The 26361-nt window shown below is 35.9% G+C and carries 23 protein-coding genes; 5 read left to right on the top strand and 18 right to left on the bottom strand.

Going from position 1 to position 26361, the window contains the following annotated elements; translation table 11 throughout:
• The 17 genes from CDG55_RS14730 to CDG55_RS14810 form a co-directional block, all read right to left on the bottom strand.
• A complete protein-coding gene (locus CDG55_RS14730; RefSeq protein ID WP_087536645.1) occupies positions 1-1260 on the bottom strand; it encodes a nucleotide sugar dehydrogenase in 1260 nt (419 codons plus the stop codon).
• Positions 1261-1277: 17 nt separating this feature from the next.
• Entirely contained in the window at positions 1278-2153 is an 876-nt protein-coding gene (gene galU / locus CDG55_RS14735; protein WP_087536646.1) for a UTP--glucose-1-phosphate uridylyltransferase GalU, read from the bottom strand.
• 11 nt (positions 2154-2164) lie between these two features.
• Positions 2165-4039 carry a polysaccharide biosynthesis protein gene (locus CDG55_RS14740; RefSeq protein WP_087536681.1) on the bottom strand — a complete coding sequence of 625 codons (1875 nt, stop codon included), beginning with the start codon at positions 4037-4039 and terminating at the stop codon, positions 2165-2167.
• A gap of 37 nt (positions 4040-4076) precedes the next feature.
• A complete protein-coding gene (locus CDG55_RS14745; protein ID WP_004665319.1) occupies positions 4077-4610 on the bottom strand; it encodes a hypothetical protein in 534 nt (177 codons plus the stop codon).
• Positions 4603-5607, bottom strand: a complete 1005-nt coding sequence (locus CDG55_RS14750) for an MraY family glycosyltransferase (RefSeq protein ID WP_087536647.1) — start codon at positions 5605-5607, stop codon at positions 4603-4605. Before CDG55_RS14750 ends, CDG55_RS14745 begins: the two co-directional genes overlap by 8 nt.
• A gap of 7 nt (positions 5608-5614) precedes the next feature.
• Positions 5615-6553, bottom strand: coding sequence for an NAD-dependent epimerase/dehydratase family protein (locus tag CDG55_RS14755; RefSeq protein ID WP_087536648.1), 939 nt, complete (start codon positions 6551-6553; stop codon positions 5615-5617).
• 12 nt (positions 6554-6565) lie between these two features.
• Positions 6566-7747, bottom strand: a complete 1182-nt coding sequence (locus CDG55_RS14760; protein ID WP_087536649.1) for a glycosyltransferase family 4 protein — start codon at positions 7745-7747, stop codon at positions 6566-6568.
• A gap of 9 nt (positions 7748-7756) precedes the next feature.
• The gene (gene wecB / locus CDG55_RS14765; protein ID WP_087536650.1) at positions 7757-8887 is read right to left on the bottom strand and encodes a non-hydrolyzing UDP-N-acetylglucosamine 2-epimerase; all 1131 of its coding nucleotides are present in this window, start codon (positions 8885-8887) and stop codon (positions 7757-7759) included.
• Between the two features lie 13 nt (positions 8888-8900).
• Entirely contained in the window at positions 8901-10013 is a 1113-nt protein-coding gene (gene wbjC / locus CDG55_RS14770; protein WP_087536651.1) for a UDP-2-acetamido-2,6-beta-L-arabino-hexul-4-ose reductase, read from the bottom strand.
• A 2-nt stretch (positions 10014-10015) separates the two neighbouring features.
• Positions 10016-11050 carry a polysaccharide biosynthesis protein gene (locus CDG55_RS14775; RefSeq protein WP_087536682.1) on the bottom strand — a complete coding sequence of 345 codons (1035 nt, stop codon included), beginning with the start codon at positions 11048-11050 and terminating at the stop codon, positions 10016-10018.
• Positions 11051-11058: 8 nt separating this feature from the next.
• Positions 11059-12186 carry a glycosyltransferase gene (locus CDG55_RS14780; protein WP_087536652.1) on the bottom strand — a complete coding sequence of 376 codons (1128 nt, stop codon included), beginning with the start codon at positions 12184-12186 and terminating at the stop codon, positions 11059-11061.
• Between the two features lie 5 nt (positions 12187-12191).
• Positions 12192-13079, bottom strand: coding sequence for a glycosyltransferase family 2 protein (locus CDG55_RS14785; protein WP_087536653.1), 888 nt, complete (start codon positions 13077-13079; stop codon positions 12192-12194).
• Between the two features lie 4 nt (positions 13080-13083).
• Positions 13084-14115 carry a hypothetical protein gene (locus CDG55_RS14790; protein ID WP_087536654.1) on the bottom strand — a complete coding sequence of 344 codons (1032 nt, stop codon included), beginning with the start codon at positions 14113-14115 and terminating at the stop codon, positions 13084-13086.
• Positions 14116-14131: 16 nt separating this feature from the next.
• Positions 14132-15301, bottom strand: a complete 1170-nt coding sequence (locus CDG55_RS14795; RefSeq protein WP_087536655.1) for a nucleotide sugar dehydrogenase — start codon at positions 15299-15301, stop codon at positions 14132-14134.
• 10 nt (positions 15302-15311) lie between these two features.
• Complete coding sequence (locus CDG55_RS14800; protein WP_087536656.1) at positions 15312-16580, bottom strand: oligosaccharide flippase family protein; 1269 nt, start codon at positions 16578-16580, stop codon at positions 15312-15314.
• A 1-nt stretch (position 16581) separates the two neighbouring features.
• On the bottom strand, positions 16582-17856 hold the full coding sequence (gene tviB / locus CDG55_RS14805; RefSeq protein ID WP_087536657.1) for a Vi polysaccharide biosynthesis UDP-N-acetylglucosamine C-6 dehydrogenase TviB: 1275 nt from the start codon (positions 17854-17856) through the stop codon (positions 16582-16584).
• A gap of 164 nt (positions 17857-18020) precedes the next feature.
• Positions 18021-19079: an RNA-guided endonuclease InsQ/TnpB family protein gene (locus tag CDG55_RS14810; RefSeq protein WP_034602929.1), complete on the bottom strand. Its 1059-nt coding sequence runs from the start codon at positions 19077-19079 to the stop codon at positions 18021-18023.
• Between the two features lie 270 nt (positions 19080-19349).
• On the opposite strand from CDG55_RS14810, the gene CDG55_RS14815 reads away from it, so the two are divergent.
• From CDG55_RS14815 to CDG55_RS14835, 5 genes are all read left to right on the top strand, one after another.
• Entirely contained in the window at positions 19350-20450 is a 1101-nt protein-coding gene (locus tag CDG55_RS14815) for a polysaccharide biosynthesis/export family protein (protein WP_087536658.1), read from the top strand.
• Between the two features lie 2 nt (positions 20451-20452).
• Complete coding sequence (locus CDG55_RS14820) at positions 20453-20881, top strand: low molecular weight protein-tyrosine-phosphatase (RefSeq protein ID WP_005163585.1); 429 nt, start codon at positions 20453-20455, stop codon at positions 20879-20881.
• A 16-nt stretch (positions 20882-20897) separates the two neighbouring features.
• Positions 20898-23099 (top strand): polysaccharide biosynthesis tyrosine autokinase, encoded by a 2202-nt coding sequence (locus tag CDG55_RS14825; RefSeq protein WP_087536659.1) that lies wholly within the window; start codon positions 20898-20900, stop codon positions 23097-23099.
• A 177-nt stretch (positions 23100-23276) separates the two neighbouring features.
• Positions 23277-23984: an FKBP-type peptidyl-prolyl cis-trans isomerase gene (locus tag CDG55_RS14830; RefSeq protein WP_005163590.1), complete on the top strand. Its 708-nt coding sequence runs from the start codon at positions 23277-23279 to the stop codon at positions 23982-23984.
• 46 nt (positions 23985-24030) lie between these two features.
• On the top strand, positions 24031-24714 hold the full coding sequence (locus tag CDG55_RS14835; RefSeq protein ID WP_005163592.1) for an FKBP-type peptidyl-prolyl cis-trans isomerase: 684 nt from the start codon (positions 24031-24033) through the stop codon (positions 24712-24714).
• A 33-nt stretch (positions 24715-24747) separates the two neighbouring features.
• On the opposite strand, the gene murJ is transcribed toward CDG55_RS14835, so the two are convergent.
• A complete protein-coding gene (murJ, locus tag CDG55_RS14840; RefSeq protein ID WP_171287527.1) occupies positions 24748-26298 on the bottom strand; it encodes a murein biosynthesis integral membrane protein MurJ in 1551 nt (516 codons plus the stop codon).
• Positions 26299-26361 lie beyond the last annotated feature (63 nt).

A 26361-nucleotide genomic window follows, 5' to 3' on the forward strand; every position in this document is an offset into this window, starting at 1 on the left:
TTAACGTCCCACGCCCATATATGCAAAACCTTGTGCTTTGACATAGTCAGGATCATAAATATTGCGACCATCCAAAATTAAAGGATGCCTCATCAACTGTTCAAGCTGCTTAAATTCTGGACTCCAGTATTGTTTCCAAGCCGTAAGTACACAAAGACCATGCACATCTTTTACCGCATCATACTGATTTTCACAAAGAATCAGATCGTCACGTTGACCATACATTAGCTTTATTTCATCTAAAGCTTGAGGATCATGAAGATGAACCTTTACCCCTTGCGCCCAGAGTGCTGCAAGCATTTGGTGAATAGGTGATTGCTGAATACTTGAGGTATTTTCTTTAAAAGAAGCACCCCAAATTGCAACAGATTTTCCCTGTAAATCCCCATGATAATAGTTCCAAAACTTACGGAACAGGATTTCTTTTTGTTGCTCATTAATTTGCCACACTTGTGCAAGCAATTGGCTTTTCACGCCTGTATTTGCAACTGTATTAGAGAGTGTCAGAATATCATGAGAAAAATTTTCACCGCCAAAACCAGCACCAGGGGCTAAGTAAGCTGAACCAATACGGTTATCCGCTGCCATACCCTGACGTACTGATGCAATATCAATCCCAAGTTTCTCAGCAACCACAGCCAAATCATTGATATAACTGATCCGTGTTGCCAACATGCCTGAGATACTCAGTTTGGTAAACTCAGCATCTAGAATCGGCATAAATAGATATTGCTGCGCCAAAGGGAAAAAAGGACGAAGTAATTCTTTGACTTTGGTCTGAACATTAGCTTGAGTACATCCCACGATCAACTGCTTAGCTTGGGTCAAACTCTGTAACGCATTTCCCTCTTGGATGGTATCTGGTAAATAGACCCAGTCATCTTCAGAAAGGATTTGTTGAAACTGCTCAGTCCCATGTAAACCAAAGGTGGATGCATTGATCATCAGTTTAGGATGAATAATCGGACGCTGTTTTAGTGATGCTAACAGTTGAAAAACTTGTTGCTCTTGGGTTTGATTAAAACTAAATAAGTAGGCATCAATGTCTAAAGGAATACCATCCAGATCACGATAAATCAAAAATCCACTACTGAGTTGTTTTTCAAGTAAGCGACTGACATTTTCATCATGAAAAGAATATTGCTGACCACTTTCATTTGGGTTGAGGTGGGAACACCAATATACAAAATGCCCAGATTCAGACAATAATGCAGACATCACGCCTGCATATAATGTATTGCCAAAGATTGCAACTTTCATAACTACACGCCCTAAAACTATAGGACTAATTCTTGGATTAAGCCCTTAAACTCTGCGCCCAATTTTGGATGCTCGATACCATAGTGTAATACAGCTTTTAAATATCCAAGCTTACTACCACAATCAAAGGTTTGTCCCTTCATACGGTAGGCTTCCACAGTTTCTGATTGCTGCAATGCTGCAATCGCATCCGTGAGTTGGATTTCATTCCCTGCCCCACGGGGTGTATCTGCTAATAGACCCATAATCTGAGCGGGTAAAATATAACGTCCCACCACTGATAAATTTGAAGGAGCTGTGCCGACAGCAGGCTTTTCAACAATGCCCTGCATCGTAATACTTTCACCTTCGTTCGGTGTAACTGCAACATCCACAATACCATATTGATCGACTAGATGATCAGGCACCGCTTCTACCATGATTTGTGCTGCTTGCGACTGTTCAAAACGCTGAATCATGAGTGACAAATCATTATCACAGCTTTGATTCTTGACCAGTACATCAGGCAATAACACCGCAAAAGCTTCATCGCCCACGATATCTTTCGCACACAATACCGCATGACCTAGTCCTAGGGGTTGTGGTTGGCGTACACTGACCACACTGACATGCTTCGGTAAAATATCAGTAATTTCTTTCAGCAGGTCAAATTTCTTTTTTTGTTCTAAAGTTGTTTCAAGCTCAAAATTACGATCAAAATAGTTTTCAATTGAAGCTTTTGAGGAATGAGTGACCAAAATAATTTGTTCAATACCCGCTTCAACCGCTTCTCGTACTACATACTCAATTGCTGGACGATCGACTACCGTCACCATTTCCTTTGGAATGGATTTACTTGCTGGTAAAAAACGAGTGCCTAAACCTGCGACGGGTAAAATTGCTTTTTTGATCATACAATACTCTCTTAATTAACTCGTACTTCGCCGCTACGTTTATAGCCATCAACATAATATTCTAACTGACTTAAAGCCCAATCTACATCATGATCTACTGCAGTCATTTGATTGATTCGACTGAATACAGACTGAATCTCTTGTAACGGATAATGCTTTTCAAAAGAACGTAAAATACGAGTATGCTCGGTATAATCTGTGTTATCTTGATCAATGAGTAGTTCCTCGTAAAGTTTTTCTCCCGGACGTAAACCACTATAAGCGATTTCAATATCACCATCCGTTGTATTTGCTTCTCGAACTTTTAAACCACTTAAAGCGATCATTTGTCGTGCTAAATCCTGAATTCGAACAGGTTCACCCATATCAAGTAAGAACACATCACCACCTGAACCTAATGCCCCAGCTTGAATGACTAACTGAGAAGCTTCAGGAATCGTCATAAAATAACGTGTTACATCAGGATGAGTCACCGTAATTGGGCCACCTTTTGCAATCTGCTGTCTAAATAAAGGTACAACTGAACCTGATGAACCTAATACATTTCCGAAACGTACGATACTGATCTGAGTATTTGGTTTCGTTTCAGCCACGGCTTGACAATACAATTCCGCCATCCGTTTCGATGCACCCATGACATTCGTCGGTCTAACCGCTTTATCCGTTGAAATCAATACAAAGGTTTCCACGCCTTTTTTTACAGCGGCATTTAAACTATTTGCGGTTCCAATTGCATTATTTTTTAATCCAGCAATTGGATTACACTCAACCAATGGAACATGTTTATAAGCGGCGGCATGATAGACTGTCTGCACATGATATTGTTCAATGATACGTTCTAATTTTTGTTGATCTTGTACAGTCCCTAAAATGGGAACAATGTCGCAACTGGCAGTTTGCCTTAACTCTTTATCAATATCATATAATGCAAACTCAGTTAATTCATATAAAACCAGCATTTTAGGTTGATTTTTTATGATTTGTCGACAAAGCTCTGAACCAATGGATCCACCAGCACCTGTCACCATAACAATTTTATTTTGAATATTTTTAGCCAATAAATGGGCAATAGGTGGAACAGGATCTCGTCCTAAAAGGTCGATAATATCAACCTCACGGATATCTGAAACTCGAATATCACCATCAACAAGTTTAGTGAGCCCTGGCAGTTCTGTGACTTTCACAAACGCTGGTTCTAGTTGTTGAATAATTTCACTTTTTCGTACACGCCCCACAGAAGGTAAAGCAAGTAAGATTTCATCTATCTTATATTTTTTAAAATTCCGCAGTGCTTTCGCAGTAGAATAAACTTTTAAGCCACCTACAATTTGATCTTGTAATGAAACTTTATCATCAATAAAGAAAACTGGCGTATGGTCATCTGAGCGATGTAAAGCTGCTGCGATTTGCTGACCAGCATCACCTGCACCATAGATTGCAACCCTTTTACAGCCCCCATGTGTGTGCAATGTTGCTTTCACAATAAAACGAATAAATGCTCGACTGCACCATATCCATGCAAACATCATAAAGCCAAACATAAATGGAATCGACATCGGAATATATGCATGACTAAATGCATTAAATCCATACAGTATTATCATCATACTGCATACAGCAAATGCCAGTTTGATGATAAAGACTTCATCAAATGTTCGAACAATAAAATGATAAACGCCTGTCAACAATAAGCTAATAATTGAAAGAAATGTGATTAAAATTACACCGTGGTTAAGCCCAGGTATAACTTCTGCTCCTAAATCAAATAAGCGAATGACATAACACAGCCATAGGATTACAGGAAAAGCAAATAAATCTAAAAGGACAAGAAAAGCTTGTTTAAAAAGCCTTGGTGCTAATGAAAACTTTTGTATTATTGCCTTAATAAACATTAAATATCTTCTTAATCAAATTTATGAATTTTTAGCCTGCTACAATAGTGCCAGCCTTTAAAAAAGAGAGAGGGGCTATTTTCGTACCACCAGTTACCTTAACTCCAATGCTTAAATGGGCACACGAACCAATTTCTACATCATGATCAATTAAAGTCCCGAGATTTAAAATAGCTCCGCTTTGAATTTTTACTGCCGCACCGACTACACAACCAGCCATAATAATTACACCATCCGCTACCTTTACACTTGAACAAAGGATAGAGGTAGGGTCTATAACAGAGGCTAACGGTATATTTAATTCATCTAATATCTTATACCATTTGTGTCTTAATCCATTATTCCCTACGGCAACAATTGCTTGATAAGCATATAAATTTAGCTCACTTAGGTTCAAAATATCTGAGATAATCTTATAATTATTTATTTCTGTTGTACTAGGCCAACTATCATCAACAAAAAAAATTTCGTGCCAAATACCTAGCGACGTTGCCACTTCCGCAACGGATTTCCCAAAACCACCAGCCCCTAAAATCAGTAAATTTGGCTTGTTTTTATTATTCATTAGAAGCACCAGCTTTCAAATATATCGTGACTAATATTAATGGGAGATAAGCAACCAATACACCAAACTCAGGATAATTAAATTCTGTATTTACTGTCCAGTATGCGACAGGCAATAGCCAAAGAATATTAACCAAAGCAACTGCTATTGTTACGGGGGTATGGCTACTAAGTTTCCTAGATAAAATTTGGTATGCATGACTACGATGAGCATCGTACATTTTATAACCACCCAACACTCGACGTATCAGTGTAAAAGTAGCATCTACGATGAATACACCTAAACAAATAATCCAAGCGCAAAATAAAGCTAAATTTTCTTTGAGTGCTATTAACGCTAAGATACCTAGTGTCAAGCCAAGGAAACCACTACAAGCATCCCCCATAAAAATCTTAGCTTTTGGAAAATTCCAGAGTAAAAAACCAAATGCGCATGCGGACAATAACCAGAGTATTTCTATATTTAATTGGAGGTTAAATATAAAATAAATTACAGACATGCTCATCAGCGTTGTGATCGCTTCAACACTAGCAATGCCATTAATTCCATCCATGAAATTATACAAGTTCAGTAGCCAAACTAAAAAAAGAACCGCAATTATATTTGCACTAAAACCTAACAAAAAATTATTAAAAATTTTTACTTCTGAAAAACCACCCAAGCTAACCACAACTCCTATAGCCACCATAAAGTGAATTGCTAAGCGGAGCATGGAGTTAATATGCCCATGATCATCTAAGAAACCTAACAAAGCGATTATGAAACCAGAAAAAATGAGAGTTAAACCAACGTGTTGAGATAAATGACCTAAGTAAATAAGTAACATTATTCCTACAATATAACTGACAACAACGGCAACACCTCCACCCCTAGGAGTAGGAATGCTATGGGAGCTACGCTCATTTGGATTATCAATAATATTTCTCTTTAATGCATAAACCCTCATTAAATAGGTCAACATAAAAGTGAGCAAGAAAAAAATAATAGCAAATACCATTGGTTTATCACATTTCCCTAAACATTTTAATTAGGCTTTGTTCTGTTGAATATGGAGCTTTCCAACCTAAAACTTGCGTATTCTTTGAACTGTCCACAACTAACTCTGAGCATAAACGAGATGCCATTGCAGATCGACCAATAAGACCTGCGAGAAAACAAATAAGATACTTCGATATTGGTAATACAATTAACTTATTATTCTGCAAAAAAGCTAACTTCTCAAACAGTTGCTTCACAGAGATATCATCTTGGTCACTAGCTAAAAAGACTTGACCAACTGCATTTGGATGTGTCATGCACACATGGATCAGGTCTGCTAAATTATACACGCTAACCATACTTCGTTTATTATCTAAACAACCAATTGGTAAGGGGATTTTCTTTGTCGCAAGAGATACCATACTCTTAAAATTAGCTTTTACATCTGGCCCATAAATCAAAACAGGTCGGATAATAACAACTTCTAAACCTGTTTCATCAGCCAATTTCATCAATGCTTGTTCGGCTTCGTATTTAGATAGACCATAGGGATCATCAGTACGAATTTGATCATCAGCGGTAAAAGGAGTTTGCTGGGTAGCCTCTTCACCATTTACCTTGATACTACTTAAATAGATAAAGCGTTTTACACCACTTTGAGCAGCTTTACGAGCAAGATTGAGTGTACCCTTGACATTAATTTGACGGTATGCGTCTAAAGGAGAAGATTCTGTTTCATTCATTACATGCGCACGACCTGCACAGTGAATAATGACATCAACTTGCGATAAATCTATATGTTCTAAATCATCATTCAAATCAAAAACTATCGCTTTGATACTTCTTTTTGACTGTAAAGGCTGTTTTCTAGTTTGTGCCCATACATTATAAGATTCTTGGCTAGAAAAATAGCTACATAAATGCGAGCCGAGAAACCCATTAGCACCCGTAATTAAAAGATTCATTATCGACACCACTTAATTAATTTTCGCAATTATTTTTAAAATCTTATCCATTGCCACTTGCTCTGAATAATATTGTTCCAGAATAGCTCTAGAAGAGTTCAACTCTAGTTGGTGCCTACTCAAAACTATTTGATCCAAAATAAAAGCCAGTTTGTTTTCATCATCAGGTGATGCAACCCACCCTATTTTATGAGTTCTAACCATGTCTGCTACTTCAGACTCTTGATCCATAATAGCCAGAATAGGTTTATCTGCAGCCATAGAAAAATAGGATTTGCTTGGTACACCCAACCCCAACATTCCTTCAGCTAAGGTTACTAATGCAATATCGCAAGCATTAAGACCTTTTGTTTTCTCTTGTTGATTTAAAGAACCATAATAACGAACATTCTCAGAGCCTATCGCTTGTATTTGATCCTTCAACTCAGAAACATAAGCTCCATTACCAATAAAAATAAATTTTGCCAAATGCAAATTTTCCATTTTTTTTATGGCATTTAAAATAATTCCTACACCTTGCATTCGACCGATATTTCCGAAGAATTGGAACACCGTAGTATCATCTTTATTCCAACTCAACTCTTTCAAGATTTGGTTATTCTGCTTAATCTCAATTCCAACATCCGATGGATCAATCCAATTTTGTACAATCGTAATATTCTCTTTATTTGTTTTTTGGAAGATTAATTCTTTCATATCTCTCCCTATTACAATTACTTCATCGGCACTAGCGTAGATTTTATCAAATAACCACTTTGCAGTTTTATATAAAAAATTTTTCTCTTTCAAAATTTTTGCAGGGACTAAATTTTCTGGAAAAACATCATGAACAAGCAAAACCCATTTAAAATTCAAAACTTTTTTAACGAAATAAAGTACAAAAAGTAGAAAAATAGGAGTCGTTCCTGTAAATACGATACTTCCTTTTTCCACCACTCTCAAAGTTTTTATTAAGAACTTAATCGATATTACTAATTCGTATAAAAATCTCTTAATAAGACTTCTTTTATCTGGCTCTTTTGCATTAATGTAGTGTGCATTCGAATATTCAGGACAATTCAGATCTTTTTTTGCTATTAGAGTAAGGTCTATATCACTTTGCTCATTGAATGTTTCATACAATTTACCCAATAAATAACCAGTTGTATTCTGATTCTGATGATAATATTCTGTGATTAAATAGACCTTCTTCACCTTACAACCTCAATACTTTTTCCAAATCACACGATTGACATAGTCTGTATAACTCATAATGATACGAACAACCTTATCACTCACATTTGGCATACTGTAGTCTTCCACCAAACGCAATTGACGCTCTTCACCACGTGCCTGTGACTCTAAAATTTCTAAACCTTGCAAAATTCGTTCAGCGGTTAACCCCACCATCATAACTGCTGCTTCTTCCATACCTTCTGGACGTTCATGCGCTTGACGTAAATTCAATGCAGGGAAATTCATAATAGAAGATTCTTCATTGATCGTACCGCTATCAGATAATGCTGCTTTTGCTGAAAGTTGTAATTTATTATAGTCACTAAAACCAAGTGGCTTTAGTAATTGAATCAATGGATGGAACTCAATATTGAGCTGTTCAATACGTTTACGAGTTCTAGGATGTGTAGAAACAATGACAGGGAACTGATATTTTTCAGCCACTGCATTTAACATAGCGACAAGATCTAGGAAGTTTTGATCAGAGTTAATATTCTCTTCACGATGCGCACTCACAATAAAGTACTGCTGTTCTTTCAAGCCCAAACGCTCAAGAACATCTGATGCTTCAATCTTCGATTTATAATGATTTAGTACTTCAAACATAGGGCTACCCGTTTTGATGACTAAATCTGCAGGTAAACCTTCCGCTATTAAGTAATCACGAGCAATCGTACTATAAGTTAAGTTAATATCTGCTGTATGATCTACGATTCGACGATTGATTTCTTCAGGCACACGCATATCAAAACAGCGATTGCCAGCCTCCATATGAAATGTTGGAATCTTACGACGCTTAGCAGGTAAAACAGCCATACAGCTATTAGTATCACCAAGAACCAATAATGCTTCTGGTTGTACTTCATCTAAAATCTTATCAACGGTAATAATCACATTACCAATTGTTTCGGCACCTGTTCCACCTGCAGCATTTAAAAAATGATCAGGCTTGCGGATTCCTAAATCTGTAAAGAAGATTTCATTCAATTCATAATCATAGTTTTGCCCTGTATGTACCAAAACATGATCAAAATATTGATCACATGCTGCCATAACTCGAGACAAACGAATAATTTCAGGACGCGTACCTACGACGGTCATTAACTTTAATTTTTTCACAACAATTCAACTCTTAATCTGTTATCGGCATTGCATAAGTATCAGGTTTACTACGATCAAAAATCTCATTTGCCCATAGCATCACGACCATTTCATCATCACCAATATTGGTAATGTCATGTGTCCATCCAGGTACTGTCTCAACAATTCTCGGCTCGTCACCATGCGTTTCGAGTTGATAAAACTCACCTGAAACCACATGCTTAAATTTAAATAAGGCTTTACCCTTAATCACAAGGAATTTTTCAGTCTTGGTATGATGATAATGCCCACCGCGAGTAATGCCTGGATGTGCAGTAAAATATGAGAACTGACCAGCATCAGGTGTTTTCAGCATTTCGACAAATACGCCGCGTTGGTCACCATATTTAGGTATGCTATAGTCAAATTGTTCAGGTTTTAAGAAACTTAAATACGTAGAATATAAAGCGCGAGTTAAACCTGTACCGACTCGGTCTGTAATTAAGCTTTCACGGGACTGTTTAAAACCTGCCAAGGTTTTTGCCAAATCACCCACGCTAATTTGGTATTCAGGCTGGATGGCAAAAACTTGCTCTACCTGCTGCGCACCCTGAATAATATTCCAGAATGATTCCACGACATCATCTACATAGACCAAACGGATCATGGCATTTTCATCATGAATTTGAATAGGTAAATCATGTGCAGTGTTGTAACAAAAGGTCGCCACAGCCGAGTTATAGTTAGGACGTGACCACTTACCAAAGACGTTGGCTAAACGACAAATATATACAGGATTCCCTTGCTGCTGATTCAGCTCTAATAATACCTGCTCACCACCGAGTTTACTCTGCCCGTAGGCGTTGTCACGTTCTGCCTGAATTGATGAAGAAAGAATAACCGGAGTCTGCTTTTTTGCCTGCTTGAGAATATCTGCAATTTTCTGGGTAAGGGTGATATTCCCCTCAGTAAATTCTTGCTCATTTAAAGGGCGGTTAATACCTGCTAAATGCACAATCCAGTCTGCAGCAAGTACAGATTGCTCTAGTTCTGCTGAACTAGAATTACGGTTGAATGGTAAAACTTCAATTTCAGATTTTTCAGACAGAAATTGAATTAAGTTTTTTGCAATAAAGCCGTTAGAGCCTGTGACTAGAATTTTCATGTTTAAGCCTCTGGATCTATATATTGACCTTGAGTTAAAGCACGTACGAATTCGAGTTTTAATAATAACTTTTTCATACCTTCAACATCTAAGCGTTCAGTATTATGCGAGTTATAATCTTCAAATTCTGTAATTTTTGAGTCACCTTCTTCCACATATTTTTCATAGTTCAGATCGCGTTGATCTGCTGGTACTCGGAAGTAATAACCCTGATCTATGGCGACAACCATTTCTTCACGGCTAAGTAGTGCTTCATAGGCTTTCTCGCCATGACGTGTACCCATAATTGAAACTGGATGTTCTTCTACATTCAGCAATTCTTTTAATGCCTGTGCCAAGACTTCAATGGTTGCTGCCGGTGCTTTTTGTACAAAAATATCGCCGTTCTCACCATGCTCAAACGCATACAGCACCAAATCGACTGCATCTTCCAAAGTCATCATGAAACGAGTCATATTAGGATCTGTAATGGTAAGGGGTTTACCTTGGCGAATCTGATCTACAAATAATGGAATAACAGAACCACGAGATGCCATCACATTACCGTAACGTGTACCACAAATTACCGTTTCCAGTTCTTCTAAGTTACGAGATTTTGCCACCATGACTTTTTCCATCATGGCTTTGGAAATGCCCATGGCATTAATTGGGTAAACGGCTTTATCTGTACTTAAGCACACCACACGTTTTACACGGTTTTGAATGGCTGCTTCCAATACATTTTCTGTACCCAGCACATTGGTTTTAACTGCTTCCATAGGGTGAAATTCGCAAGAGGGAACTTGTTTCAGTGCGGCCGCATGGTAAATATAGTCGACACCACGCGTTGCGTTCAGAACACTGTTATAATCTCGCACATCACCAATATAGAATTTAAGTTTAGATGACTGGTATTTCTTACGCATATCATCTTGCTTTTTTTCATCACGGCTAAAAATACGGATTTCTTTAATATCTGTTTCTAAAAAGCGTTTTAGAACAGCATTACCAAATGAACCTGTACCACCTGTAATTAAGAGAACTTTGTTTGAAAACATAATAATGACTACTGACTGTATAAATGAGTAATTAAATTTCTCTGCAAAGCCCATTTTTGCTCTGCAGATGGATAATTTTTTAATAAAACCTTCTGACCATTTTGTACTAATACATCACGCAAATTAACATCAATAATAATTTGTAAGATTGCTTTAGCTATACTTTTTTCATCGAGAGGATCAAAGTATAAAGCTGCATTTTCACATAACTCTGTTGCAAAAGGGCGATTACTTACCAATAGTGGTCTTTCCGCCAAAAACGCTTCAGGAAATACAGCAGTAGAAGATTCAACTAGGCTAGCGCAAATCACAGCATTACTTGCTAGATAAAGTTCAGCAAATTTAGAGTTCTCAACAAAACCTGTTGTTGAAATAAATTCCTCCACTGCATTATTTTTAGCTAATATTGATAAATTTATCCAGTCTATACTTTCCTTAGGAATAGTAAAAACGATTTCTAAGTTATGCTGAAATACTGGATTTTTCTTTATTTCAGCCAAGGCTAGAATGATTTTTTCCACATTCTTGTGTGGATAATAACTACCAGGTACAAGAATTCTAAATTTATCTTTTATAGGAAAGATTTGAGTGCGATTATCTAGAATATTTTTCTTAAAATTTGGACTATATGAGTTTCCAATAACATAAATTTTATCTAGAGAGTAATTAAAGTGAGCTGCCAACTTCTCTTTAACTAATTCAGTTTCAACCAATAAATAGCTTTGTGATCTTTGAAATATTTTTTTCTTAATAAAATTTAAAACTCTTTCATATAATCCTATATTTAATTCTTTTTCATATAGCATTTTACCCAAAGCAAAACCTTGTAATGTTTTAGCTTTAGGCTTCCAGTAAGCAGGCCCAAATACAACAAAAACAAGTTCAGGATTGAATCTTCTCTCAAGAACAGAAATTCTTTTACCCTGTCTAAATTTCTTATATATAGGAACACTTTCTTCAACACAATAAAAATAGAAATTATCCTTAACAGAATAATCTAACTGTCGATCAATTACTTCATTTACAATACAAATAGCTTTAAAACATGGATCTTTAGAAATATTTTCTAAAAAGGCTAAAGCAACTTGAACTCCCCCTCCTTTTGAGACTAATGAAGCGTCAACTAAAATTTTCATTAAAATTACCTATTTTTAATATAAAGAAGGAAATTTTTTACTGTATTCACTATGATAAATACACTAAAGTTATACTTGAGTCTTTTTAAAAGTAAGAGTGGCCTTATTAAACTCCTATCATATTCATAAAATTGACAAAATAGAATTTCAGCTAAATTTCGATCAAGCTTATGTTTGAATAGAAATCTCTGATAAGCTTTACTAGCTTTTTCAGCTTTCAAATTTGAAATACGATCAATTTCATTGGATATATCAACAACATATGTATAAGAAGATAACCGTTTAGCATACCCTTTTGTTTTTTTCAGTACATTATACCAACATTCTAAATCTTGCCACATTGGCATAGCTTGATCAAAAGCGCCATTTTCCTTTAAAATACTAGTTTTAATAAAAACTTGATTTCCAATATAATTCATAAATAATAAATCTTTAGCGTAAACCTTAGTAGGTCTAATATAATTTAATATTTTTTGCTTAAATGATATATTTATATTTTCTGTCTCATTCACTTTAATTAAACAATTATCAAAATATAAAACCACATTATCATCAAAAACTATATTTTTAATAAAATTTTCTAAACGATCTGGTAAGAAGTAATCATCATCATCTAAGCCTGTAATATATTCCCCTCTAGCACTTTGAATAGCAATATTTCTACTTTCACATGCACCGCCATTTTTCTCTTTTAAAAAAAAATTTATTCTTTCATCACCCTTTGCAATTTCCTTAAGAAATTCTTGCGTGCCATCTGTAGAGCAATCATCAACTACAATAATTTCTATATTTTTATAAGTTTGAGTGCGAACAGAATCCAAAGATCTTTTCAATAAGTCCAATCTATTAAATGTTGTAATATATACAGTAACTAAAAAATGCTCTCTCATCATAATATTACCTTAGTTTAAGATCAAATTTTGAAAATCCATTAAAACTCATTGCAAACATCATCCAAAACATATAATTAGCAACAAATCCTGTTTCAAATAACCCAAAAAGCATACAAGAAGAAAATATACCTAATCTTAACTTATAGTACTCATCAAATCTATTCTTCATAAAAGAATATACATAAAATATCAGCAACCCACATCCTATAAAAACACCGTACTTCAAAATCAATAATAAATACATATTATCCAAGGTACCATATTTTATAGCCATTTTAGTATATTCTTGAGCAGGATATCCTGTTATATAATGATTATTCAAAACATCATTATATATCGCATATCTATAAGCTCTCCCACCATCACCATCCTCTCGAAAACGGTCCATTAGTGGCGTTTTTGACACAAAATAAATTAATGGTAGTATTATGATTGATGGAATAATAAGCTTTCTAATAGATACCCCATTACCTATTATAAAGATAATAAAAAATAGTAATATTGCAGCCCTAGACTGGGTAAAAATCAAAAGAATTAATGGTAGTAAAGCTAACATATATTTTTTATTAAAAATAAACCCTATAGCACATATAGAACATATAACACCTATGGGATTAGGATTTAATTCTTTACCATTAGGAAGTAACAAAAAAAGACGTCTTTTAAACTCAAGTACATCTTGCCAATCACCAACCTTATGATCTAGAGTTAAAAAATAAAATAGCATAGCTAAAAGAACATAAGAATTTATTTGAAGAACTCTTAGAATTTTTCCTGAAAATTTTGAAGATAGAAGTAAAGTCGACAAGGTTAAAATTAAAAAATCTTTAACCGTATATAGATCTAAAAAAATAAAATATATACTAAAAAAAATAAAAATTATAACATATGGAAATACTTTTCTGACTTCTGAAATACAAACCAAAAAAGGGATAAGACCAAATATAATATTATTTGATAAAAAGTAAAGAGCATAGCTAAATGAGCAAATAAATATTTGAATATCATATTTACTTAGTAACATTTTAAATTGCATTATATTATATCCAAATTTAATTTTCCCCAAATAAATCACGCGTATAAACTTTACTTGACACTCGTTTCAAATCATCACTTATTCGGTTCGCAAGAATCACATCGGAACCAGATAAGAATTCTTTAAAATCATTTTGCACAGCATAATTTTCAAATTTTTCTTGTTGCAAAGTTGGTTCATAAATTTGAATTTGAATATTATATTCTTCTAACTCACGAATAATGTCTTGGATGGCTGAATCTCTAAAATTATCAGAACCTGCTTTCATGGTCAGACGATAAATTCCTACTATATTTGGACGCTTTTTCAGAATTTCTTTTACAATAAATTGCTTACGCGTTCTATTAGAATGAATAATTGCCTGAATCAGATTTTGTGGCACATCTTTATAGTTTGCTAGTAGTTGCTTAGTATCTTTTGGTAAACAGTAACCACCATAGCCAAATGAAGGATTGTTATAATGCTGACCAATACGCGGATCTAAGCTTACACCTCTTACAATATCCAAACTACTCAGATCGTGTTTTGCACAATAGGTATCCAACTCATTAAAATAAGCGACACGCATCGCTAAATAGGTATTTGAAAAGAGTTTAACCGCTTCAGCTTCAGTAGCATCCATACATAGAGTTGGAGCATTACGTTCAATCGTAGCATTTAAATAAAGCTGGGCAATTTTTTTAGCTCGTTCCGACTTCTCACCCACAATAATTCGTGATGGATACAAATTATCATAAAGTGCTTTTCCTTCACGCAAGAATTCTGGAGCGAAGACAACCTGCTCTGTTTCAAATTTTGCTTTAATTTGCTCTGTATAACCTACTGGTATAGTAGATTTTATAATAATGGTTGCAGTGCTATTTAAAGGCAAAATTTCTGCAATCACACTTTCAATAGAAGATGTATCAAAATAATTGGTTTCAGAATCATAATTTGTTGGGGTGGCGATAATGATATAGTCGGCCTTTTCATAAGCCTCTACCTTATCTGTTGTTGCTTTTAAGCTTAATTTTTCTGCAGCAAAAGCTTGTTCAATATAAGTATCTGCAATAGGAGATATCTTTTGATTAATTAAAGCAACACGACTTTTTTCAATGTCTAAACTCGTTACTTCGTGCTGACGAGCAAAGAGTACGGCATTAGATAAACCTACATAACCTGTACCTACAACAGTAATACTTAACACTTGACCATTCCTAAGACTGAGATTTTAATGATTTTTTAAAAATAGGGAAAAAATGTATCTTAAACAAAAGGCCATTTTTATAGAAGTAATTAAAAAATGTTAGCGAAAGCAACTCAATAATCAATACACTATATGCTGCACCAATTAGCCCAAAATTATAAATCATTACGTATGATATAGGTAACGCAGTTATGGCAACACACATCATTTTTTTTGAGATATAACTATAACTTTCTTCTTTCACCAAAAAACGTGCTGAAATAGTACCTAAACCACTACATAAAGTTGCCAGCCCCAATATCAATATCAATTCATAGGCATCTCTATAATCACTTCCATAAAGAAAATTTAATATCCACTCACCTAAGATCACTAATATAGATATAATGATTAAAGATACAACCACTACCACAGCATTTAATTTTGCAATCATGACATAGGATACATAATTTTTTTTTTGTTGATATATTTTACTTAAAACTGAAGTAATGATAGATGTATTAATAAAAGCCCAAGACGTACCCAAAGTTACCGCAACAGCATAGATACCTAATTCACGAGTGGATGTAAGCGCAACTAACATAAGACTTGTTACTTGCGTATACAATGTAACAGCCAAGGTAGACAATACCAAAGCACTTCCCGCACCTAAATAATACTTTCTATAAGGCTTTAAACTAATAGGCTTTATATACTGTTTTCTATTAAAAATATACTTTTTTATTAGATAAGGAATCAATGCAGTAAGAACGATAGGAATTCCTAAGAAAGCATAATCTAACTCAAAAAAAACAATTAGATACCGAACAATTAAAGCTACACCTAAGCCTATTACATTTACAATTGCATTAATATAAGAATGTAAGACCGCATTATTGTAAATCGTATATACATCCTGAGTAACGAAATATGCTGCAAGAGCAGTTGCCATACCAAAAATTAACGTTAAAAAATCAGAATAGTAATATAAGCCCAATAAAATAGGCATTGTACATATTAAAAATAAAATCTTTCTTAAATTTTGAGTTCCAAAAAGATATCTTAGCCCTGAATTAGGGTTTCGACTTACTCGCTTAAATAAAATTTCTTGATTCCCAAACCAAGTTAATGTTTGTACAAAACCAAATAATGTTGCTGTAAATGCGATTTTACCAAAGTTGTTTGGTCCTAAATATTTAGCAACATAAGATGTAACAAAGATCAGGCCAAATATTGCGATGAATTTTTCTACCATCATCCATAAGGAATTAGATAGAATCTTTTTAGAAAAAATATTCATATTACAATCTTAGATCACTATCTTGAACATCCAAAATATATTTCAAATCATAAAGCACATAATTTTCTTTTAATAGTTCCTTAAAGTCTACTAGCGACATATTCTTAAACTCATCATGGGCAACAGCCAAAATCACAGCATCATAATGATTATTTTGCAGCTGAGTAATAGGGGTCAAACCATACTCATGCTTTGCTTCTTCTATATCAACCCAAGGATCATAGATATCTAAATCTAAATCATATTCTTTTAATGCTTTCACCATATCGATAATTTTTGTATTACGGATATCTGGGCAATTTTCTTTAAAACTCAAACCCATTACTAAAATTTTAGAACCAACTACTTGAATACGTTGTTTAACCATTTCCTTAATTAATTGAGTAGCAATATATTCACCCATTCGATCATTCAGGCGACGTGCAGCTAAAATAATTTCTGGATGCAAGCCTAAAGACTGTGCTTTATGGGTTAAATAATACGGGTCTACCCCAATACAGTGCCCACCGACCAAACCAGGACGAAAAGGCAAGAAGTTCCACTTTGTCCCTGCAGCTTTTAACACATCTTCAGTATCGATTCCCATCCGGTTAAAAATCAAAGCCAGTTCATTAATTAAAGCAATATTTACGTCTCGTTGAATATTCTCAATTACCTTAGCAGCTTCAGCCACTTTAATCGTTGAAGCTTTATGCGTTCCAGCCTCAATAATTAAATTATAAATTTCATCAATAAACTCAGCCACCTCTGGAGTAGAGCCTGAGGTGATTTTTAAAATATTGGTTACCCTATGAAGCTTATCACCAGGGTTAATCCGCTCTGGGCTGTAACCTGCAAAAAAATCTGTATTAAATTCTAAACCTGATACCTTTTCTAGAACAGGAATACAGACTTCTTCTGTAGCACCGGGGTAAACCGTCGATTCATAAACGACGATATCACCTTTTTTCAGAATTTGCCCAATGCTTGTCGATGCTTTAATTAACTGCGTTAAATCCGGTTGCTTGTAATCATCAATAGGGGTTGGAACAGTGACAATGAAAAAGTTACATTCTTTTAATTTTTCTAAATCGCAAGTAAATGTTAATTGAGAAGCTTGTTGTAATTCATTTGGAGAGACTTCAAGAGTATGGTCTTGCCCATTTTTTAGTTCGCCAATTCGTTTGCTCGAAATATCGAAGCCAACAACGGATACCTTTTTTCCAAACTCTACGGCTAATGGTAAACCTACATAACCCAAACCAATAATTGCTATTTTTAATTCGGCAAGTCTCATAAAATTAGCCTTAATCCCTACAATGTATTTAAAACTTAAATGAAAGAAATAGAAACCATCAATTTTTCTGGGCACAATATAGCAGAGTTTTGCTCGACACTATAACGAAATTGTATGACGTATTTTTCTTTTTAAACGGTTTCACCCTTGACATCCTCCCCGACCTAAAGGACGGGGATTCCTCCTGCGAGACGCTCATGTCCGAGCGCAAGAATATTCAGTGCTGAGTTTATATCTCGATTATGGAGCGTACCGCACTCCATGCACTGCCATTCTCTTATTCCTAAGCCTGCCCTACCTTTCGGACTACTGGAGCGTGAGCCACAGCACGAGCAAGTTTGGGTGGTATACGCTTCATTGACTTCTTCATACCATACCCCTGCGTTCTCGCATTTATACTTGAGCATGGTTCTTAGTGTTGTCCAACTTGCATCTAGCACTGATTTAGCTAATTTAGTTTGTGCGAGTGCTTTGGCATTCACATTGCCAACGAAGATTGCTGCATGTTCATTCACCAGTTTATGGCTGAATTGATGCAGCATGTTTTGACGTATATTTTTAATCTTGGCGTGAATTGCTTTGACACGTTTCTTATTTCTAGCTCGTTGGGCTATGCCAAGTTTTTGTTCATATTGGCGATAGATTTTAGGGGCTTTGAGTTTCACACCATCTGAGCATGTTGCAAGGTCTTTTAGCCCTAGATCAATGCCAATGGCTGTGGTTGATGTTGTTTTCTCTATCTTTGGTGCTTCTACAACTAAACAGACATACCAACGCCCACGACTATCCTCAACAAATGAGCCTGTTTTAACATTGTATTTGCTTAGTCCGTAGCTGTCCCATAGTTTGAATTGGTGCTTGCCATATTGAACATAGCCATCAGCATATTTGATTGCTACTTTCTTGAACGGTATCCAACCCAATGAACGCCTAGCTGATTTTTTATTGCTGACTCGCCATTTCAGTTTTGCTTTTTTGAATTGCTTGCGTCTTGTCACTAATTCTTCTGCGACCGCCTGAATCGTTTGGCTATGCAAATTACATTCTTTCGATGTGCCTTTTGTGTATTTGGCAATGTCGTATGCTGAAAAGAATTGTTGTTTTCGTTGTAGATGTTTAAAACACAAATCATTCACGTAATTCCAGACAAAATTCACCTCAGATGCCATCTGATTTAGCACCTTGCAATGTTTGTCTTTTATGCGTAATTTGAGTGTCTTCATACAATTATTTTAACCGTATTTTTCTTAATAGTGATTATAGCAAAAGTATTTAAAACGACATTTCATGTCGTATGGCTTACGCCAGTCGCTTATATCCTCGGGCTAAACCCCGAGGTTTTACGCTCCAATGGATAAACTTAGCATACAAAGCCAACGGATTTGTCGGTGATTTTTTAGGATTTTTAAGCTAGAATAAGCAAAATTCTAAGTCTAAACACAGATGATTGTGTCTAAGCTGATATAAATTTTATAAATATTGAAGGGTAAATTGTGAAGCATTATCAATTATTTTCCATCCTTGCAATTAGCTTAAGTGCTGTTGGATGTGCTGTCACTTCTGGTCTTCAAACATACGACATTCCAAGTGAGGGAGTTTATAAGACTGATCTTGGGACAACTGTAAGTGTGATAAAAATTACACAAGATACTTTAGAGTCTATAAAACCAACCCAGTTGAATTACCAACAAAACCATACCGATTTATTCAACCAGCCTCAGCACGTATACCGTTTAAGTTCAGGTGATGTTTTATCCATTCAACTTTGGGCATACCCTGAAATTACCCCGCCTGTAAACAATCTGACGAATGATCAATCGATTCAAGCCAATGGATACCCTATTGATTATAATGGGTTCATCCAATTGCCCTTAGTCGGTCGATACAAGGCATCTGGTAAAACGTTAAGTCAATTAAATTCAGAATTACGAAATCAATTTGCTCATTATTTAAAAACCCCTGACGTAATTGTCAGAGTCTTAAACTATCAAGGGCAACGTTACTCTGTACAAGGAAGTGTAAGAAAAGGTGGTCAATTTTATTTAAATGACCAACCTATCAATTTATATACGGCTCTTGGTATGGCTGGTGGTGTATCTGAATTAGGTGATAATACTTATATACAATTAGTACGTAATGGTACTACGTATAATCTCAATACACTTGAATTAGAAAAAGCAGGCTATTCGCTACACAAACTTTTAATTCAACCAAACGATACAATTTACGTAAGTACTAAAGACAATCAGAAAATATATATTATGGGTGAGTCTGGTAAAAACCAAGCTCTGCCAATGCGTGATCAGGGCATGACTTTGAGCGATGCTCTCGGTGAAGGTTTAGGTTTGAATCCTTTATCCGCAAGTGCCAGCCGAATTTATGTATTACGCACTAACGCAAATGATCGACGAACTGAACTTTATCATTTGAATTTAATGAGCCTTGGTGACTTTGGGTTGGCAAATCAATTCCGTTTACGTAGTAACGATATTGTATATATCGATGCAACAGGCTTAACTCGCTGGCAACGTGTTATGAACCAGATTGTACCGTTCTCGAGTGCACTTTATAGCTTTGATCAGCTAGGTAAGTAATCATGCAGATTCGAAGTATTTTAGTGGTTTGCGTTGGTAATATTTGTCGTAGCCCTATGGCAGAATACCTACTAAAACAGGATTACCCTCAGCTAATGATAGATTCAGCTGGTATTTCTGGACTTTCAGGTCATCCTGCTGATGACAAAGCACAGCTATGTATGCAACATTTAGGTATTGATATAAGTGGGCATATCGCAAAAAAATTAAATGCTGAACATTTAAAAAAAGCGGATTTAATTCTGGTGATGAGCAAAAATCAGCAAGCTCATATTGAACAAACTTGGCCTTTTGCTAAAGGAAAAGTTTTCAGATTAGGTCACTGGCAGAATAAAAATGTGCCAGACCCATATCAGCATGATCAGGCTTTTTTTGATGAGACATGTCAGCTTATTCAACAGTGTGTCACTGATTGGAAAAATTATATTTAACTTTTAGATTAAGATTATGAGCCAAAATACCAATACTGAAGACACAATTGACTTGAAAGAGCTTTTTTTCTCTCTTATTGCTCAATGGAAATTAATCGCTTTATTTATTATTCTTAGTCTTGTATGTGCACTTTTGTACCTTCGTGCAACACCTGATACTTATTCGGTTGATGCCTTAGTTCAAGTTGAAGACAGTAAGGGAGCCTCAGCTGCTTTATTGGGTGATTTATCACAAATGATTGACCAAAAATCACCCGCTCAGTCTGAAATTGAAATTTTAAAATCCCGTTTAGTTTTAGGATCAGTAATTCAAGCACTTCATCTTGATCTAAAAGTTTCAAGTGAAGAGGATAACTTTAGCCAGCGCTTAATTCATAAAACTGTTTATGAAACAGAATATGCGCCCAAAGCAGTCACTTTTCACGATGGCCAAAAAGCTTTTGATGTACAGCAATTTGAGGTTCCCAACTATTATTTGGATAAGACCTTAAGTTTAAGCTTTAAAGGTAAGAGTTTTAGCTTAACCGATACAAAAACTGAAGAGGTTCTATTAACAGCACCCCTGAATCAGTTGAACCAATTAACCACGCGTGCGGGTGTTTGGAAAATTGCTATTTTTTCTTCGGATATATTTGACGCACATTATTTCATAGAAAAGCAATCGCTGCCTGCTGCGGTACAAGCGATTAACTCAAATTATTCAGTCGCAGAAAGAGGTAAACTCACTGGGATTTTAGGTCTAAGTTATCAAGGGCAAGATAAACAACATATTACTAACGTTTTAAATGCAATATTATCAGCTTATAGTGCCCAAAATGTTGCACGCCGTTCTGCTGAAACTGCCCAAACGCTTAAATTTCTAGATGAACAACTACCAGAGTTAAAGAAACAGCTCGATGATGCAGAACGTGAATTTAATAAATTTCGCCAAAAATATAATACAGTTGATGTCGCCAAAGAGTCTGAGCTTTACCTTACTCAAAGCATCACTTTAGAAACAAAAAGAATAGAATTGCAGCAACAACAAGCAGATTTGGCAGCAAAATACACTGCTGAACATCCAGCGATGCGAGAAATTAATGCTCAAATCACTGCATTAGATAAACAAATCTCTGAATTAAACAGTACATTAAAAAAATTGCCAGATATACAACGACAATATCTTCAATTGTACAGAGAGGTTGAGGTTAAAACCCAACTTTACACGGCTTTATTAAATTCTTATCAACAGCTTCGAATTGCCAAAGCAGGCGAAATTGGTAATGTTCGTATTGTAGATACTGCGGTTGAACCTGTTGAACCAATTAAGCCAAAGAAATTACAAGTACTTATTCTTGCTATTTTCTTTGGTGGATTCATTGGTACACTTATTGCGCTGTTACGCAATATGTTACGTACGGGTATCAAAGATAGTGGGCAAATTGAAAATGAATTCAATCTACCTGTTTACGCAACTGTACCCCGCTCTCCGATTCAAGAGACACGCATCAGCATTTTAAAGAAAAAGAAGAGTATTCCTATCCTTGCGGTTAAGCATAATGATGATATTGCAATTGAAAGTTTACGTAGTATTCGAACAGCGATTCATTTTGCACTCGTAAATGCGAAGAATAATATTATTGTCATTGCAGGTCCTTCTCCTGAAGTTGGTAAATCATTTATTTCAACCAATTTGGCCACTATTCTTGCACAGACTAACAAGAAAGTTTTGTTGATTGATGCAGATATGCGTCGTGGCTATATGCATAAATATTTTAATTTAGATGTAAAGCCTGGTTTATCTGAATTTTTAAGTCATCAAGCTGATCTAAACCAAGTAGTTCATACAACTGAAGTAGATGGCTTAAGTATTATTACACGGGGTAAAAGTCCAGCGAATCCATCGGAAATGTTAGGATCTCAGCAGTTTGAATTATTACTTAATCAATTAAGCCAAGAATATGATCATATTATCATTGATACACCACCTGTACTTGCTGTAACCGATGCAATTATCATTTCTCAATATGCGGGTGTGAACTTACTTGTAGCACGCTATGCTAAATCACAAATGAAAGAGCTTGAACTAAGTTTAAGTCGCTTTGAACAAGCGAATGTCAAAGTAAATGGCTTCATTTTAAATGATATTCAACGTGCTGGGTATGGGTATGGGTATGGGTATGGGTATGGGTATGGGTACAATTATTCATATGCTTACAAAGCAAATAAAGATGATTAAAAATCCATCATAACAGTCATATCAAAAAGCCAGATCTCATAGTCTGGCTTTTTCTTGATAAACACAGAAACTATATAAAAAATACACGCATTTTTTAGCTGAGTTATTCAATGCTTAAGCTTAGACATGCTAAGATCATGACCATATTTTTTATTAAAATCTTACTTCGGACATCTCATGAGTAAAGCTTTACCTGTCATTGCAGCAGTCGTTTTAGGTGGCGCAGCCCTTGTTCCTGTTTACTATGCTACTCAGCACCCGACGACTGAACTTGGATCAAAAGCGGATAAGAATGCAGCACCTGTTGCAAAAATCAGTTATGCCTTAGGCTATGAAGTTGCAAAACAAACACCACCTGAATTGGAAACAGCTGCATTTATCACAGGTTTCCGTGATGGGCATGCCAAAAAGCCTGCTGCATACACCGAAGAAGAATTACAAGCTGCTTATATGGAATTCCAAAAGGAACTTCAACAAAAACAAATTAATGAAACCAAAAAAGCTGAAACCACAAACAATAGTTTTTTAGCTGAGAATGAGAAAAAAGAAGGTGTAAAAAAAACGGCTTCCGGTTTACAGTACAAAATTATTAAAGAAGGTACTGGCAAACAACCTGTTGCAACCTCTGTTGTGAAAGTTCACTACAAAGGTCAATTAACCGATGGTAAGGTCTTTGACAGTTCTTATGACCGTGGTGAGCCAATCGAATTTCCACTCAACCAAGTCATTCCCGGTTGGACAGAAGGTTTACAATTAATGAAAGAAGGTGGCAAAGCAACGCTTTATATCCCTTCTCAACTTGCTTATGGAGAACAAGGGGTTCCTGGTTCTATTCCACCAAATAGCACATTAATTTTTGATGTCGAATTAATCGCTGTAAAATAATTAGTACCAAGGAGAGCATACGCTCTCCTTTATTTTGGAAGAAATAATGAAAAAACTAAGTTTGATTTTAATTGTCTCAATGATGAGCACAGCACATGCAGCACCCATTACTTTAAAAAGCCCACAAAAAGATCAGTTAGGATATAGTTACGGTTATTTAATTGGTAAGAGTTACGCAGAGACATTAAAAGATCTTGATATTGCAACAATCTCACAAGGTCTAGAAGAAGCGATACAAGGTAAGTCTGCATCGTTAACTGATGAAGAAATGATTAACCTATTAAGCCAATATAAAAAGCGTCTCGAAGCAAAACAACTGATAGAATTTCAGGAACTTGCTCAAAAAAATGAGCAAATTGGAAAAACGTTTTTAGCTGAAAATACAAAGAAAGCTGAGATTATAACCACCAAATCAGGTTTACAGTACCAAGTGATCCAAGAAGGCAAAGGTAAATCACCTAAAGCAACTTCAACAGTGAAAGTAAATTACGAAGGACGACTCTTAGACGATACGGTATTTGACAGTTCAATTGCACGAAATCATCCAGTTGAATTCAAGCTTAACCAAGTCATCGCAGGTTGGACTGAAGGCGTTCAAACCATGAAAGTGGGTGGTAAGAGTCGTTTCTTTATTCCAGCAAATTTAGCATATGGCGAAGTGGGTTCAGGCGATGTGATTGCGCCAAATAGCACACTCATTTTCGATATTGAATTACTAGAAGTAAAATAAGAAAAAACCTCCTGTACAGGAGGTTTTTTTATATTAATGCTTAAGTTGTCTTGGTCTAAAACCTGTAATCAATAATCCAATCACATAGGCCACTACACCAACAACACACAACCCAACCACTTCAGCAATTCTTAACCACTGTGAAATATCACCTTGATACCAAGTCAATCCATACCAAAGTGCGACAATCATAGTGATGTTCGCAATGGTAAATTGCATTGCCAGTTTCTTCCAATGCGCACCAAATCGATAGATATTCCGTTTATGTAAATAGAAATATAGCATACCCGCATTCACCAAAGCTGAGCCTGATGATGCTAAAGCTAAAGCCATATGTTCTGCATGCCAATCAATTAATTTAAAGAAACCGATAAAGACAACGTTTAAAATCGCATTCGCAGCCACTGCCATCAAACCGACACGAACAGGGGTTTTGGTGTCTTGCTGAGCGTAAAAACCAGGTGCAAACACTTTGATCAACATAAATGAAATCACACCTGCACTCATACATTGCAGAGCTAATGCTGTCATTCGTGTATCTTCCAACGTAAATTCACCGCGCTGAAACAATGCCTGAATAATTGGGGTAGACAGCATAAATAAGGCAATACTTGCAGGAATGCCCACCAACATAATGATCTTGGCAGCCCAGTCAATCATGCTCCTGAATTTGGCCTGATCCTGTTCGGCGTGGCGGGCTGAAAGTGATGGCAAAATCACTGTACCAATCGCCACACCGATCAAGCCTAAAGGCAGCTCTGTCATACGTTCAGCACTATATAACCATGACACTGAACCATCTTGCATGAATGAAGCCCAAATCGTATTCAGCAATAAGTTGATCTGCGTGACTGATACACCAAATAAAGCAGGTAACATCAGTTTTAAAATACGGTCAACACCTTCATGTTTAAAATCAACTTTTGGGGGAATCAGTAAGTTTTTATTCCATAATTCAGGAATCTGAATTGCGAGCTGTAAAACCCCTGCCACGACAACAGCCCAGCCTAATGCCATAATTGGCTCCGCCATATACGGCGTTAGCCACCACGCCCCTGCAATCATTGCCAGATTCAGCAACACAGGTGAAAACGCTGGCGATGCAAATGAACCATAACTATTTAAGATGCTACTCGCAAAAGCCGTTAATGACATGAACATCAGATAGGGAATCGTAAGACGAAACATATCAACGGCAAGGTCAAATTTTTCAGGATCGTTATGAAATCCGGGTGCGTAGATATAAATAATTGCAGGTGCAGCAACCATTGCGACAAACGTCAATAATGACATAGCTGTGAGTAGACAACCAAAAACTCGACTGATGAGAATCTGAACCTCGGCATGCGCACGACTGGTTTTATATTCTGTTAGAACAGGAATAAAGGCTTGAGAAAATGCCCCTTCCGCAAATAAACGCCGAAAAAAGTTAGGAATACGAAAGGCAACAACGAAAGTATCGAAGTCCTTGCCCGCACCAAATACATTGAGTAGCACAACATCACGTACCAATCCCAAAATTCGGGATAACATCGTCATTGCACTGACAATGACAGTCGATCGCCACAATGCCATCGCATTCACCTACGGCTTATCTTTTAAAAAAGCGTTATTGTAATGAAAGTCAAAATAGATTTCGTTGTGAAA

The sequence above is a fragment of the Acinetobacter sp. WCHA45 genome (genome assembly GCF_002165255.2).
Classification (GTDB): domain Bacteria; phylum Pseudomonadota; class Gammaproteobacteria; order Pseudomonadales; family Moraxellaceae; genus Acinetobacter.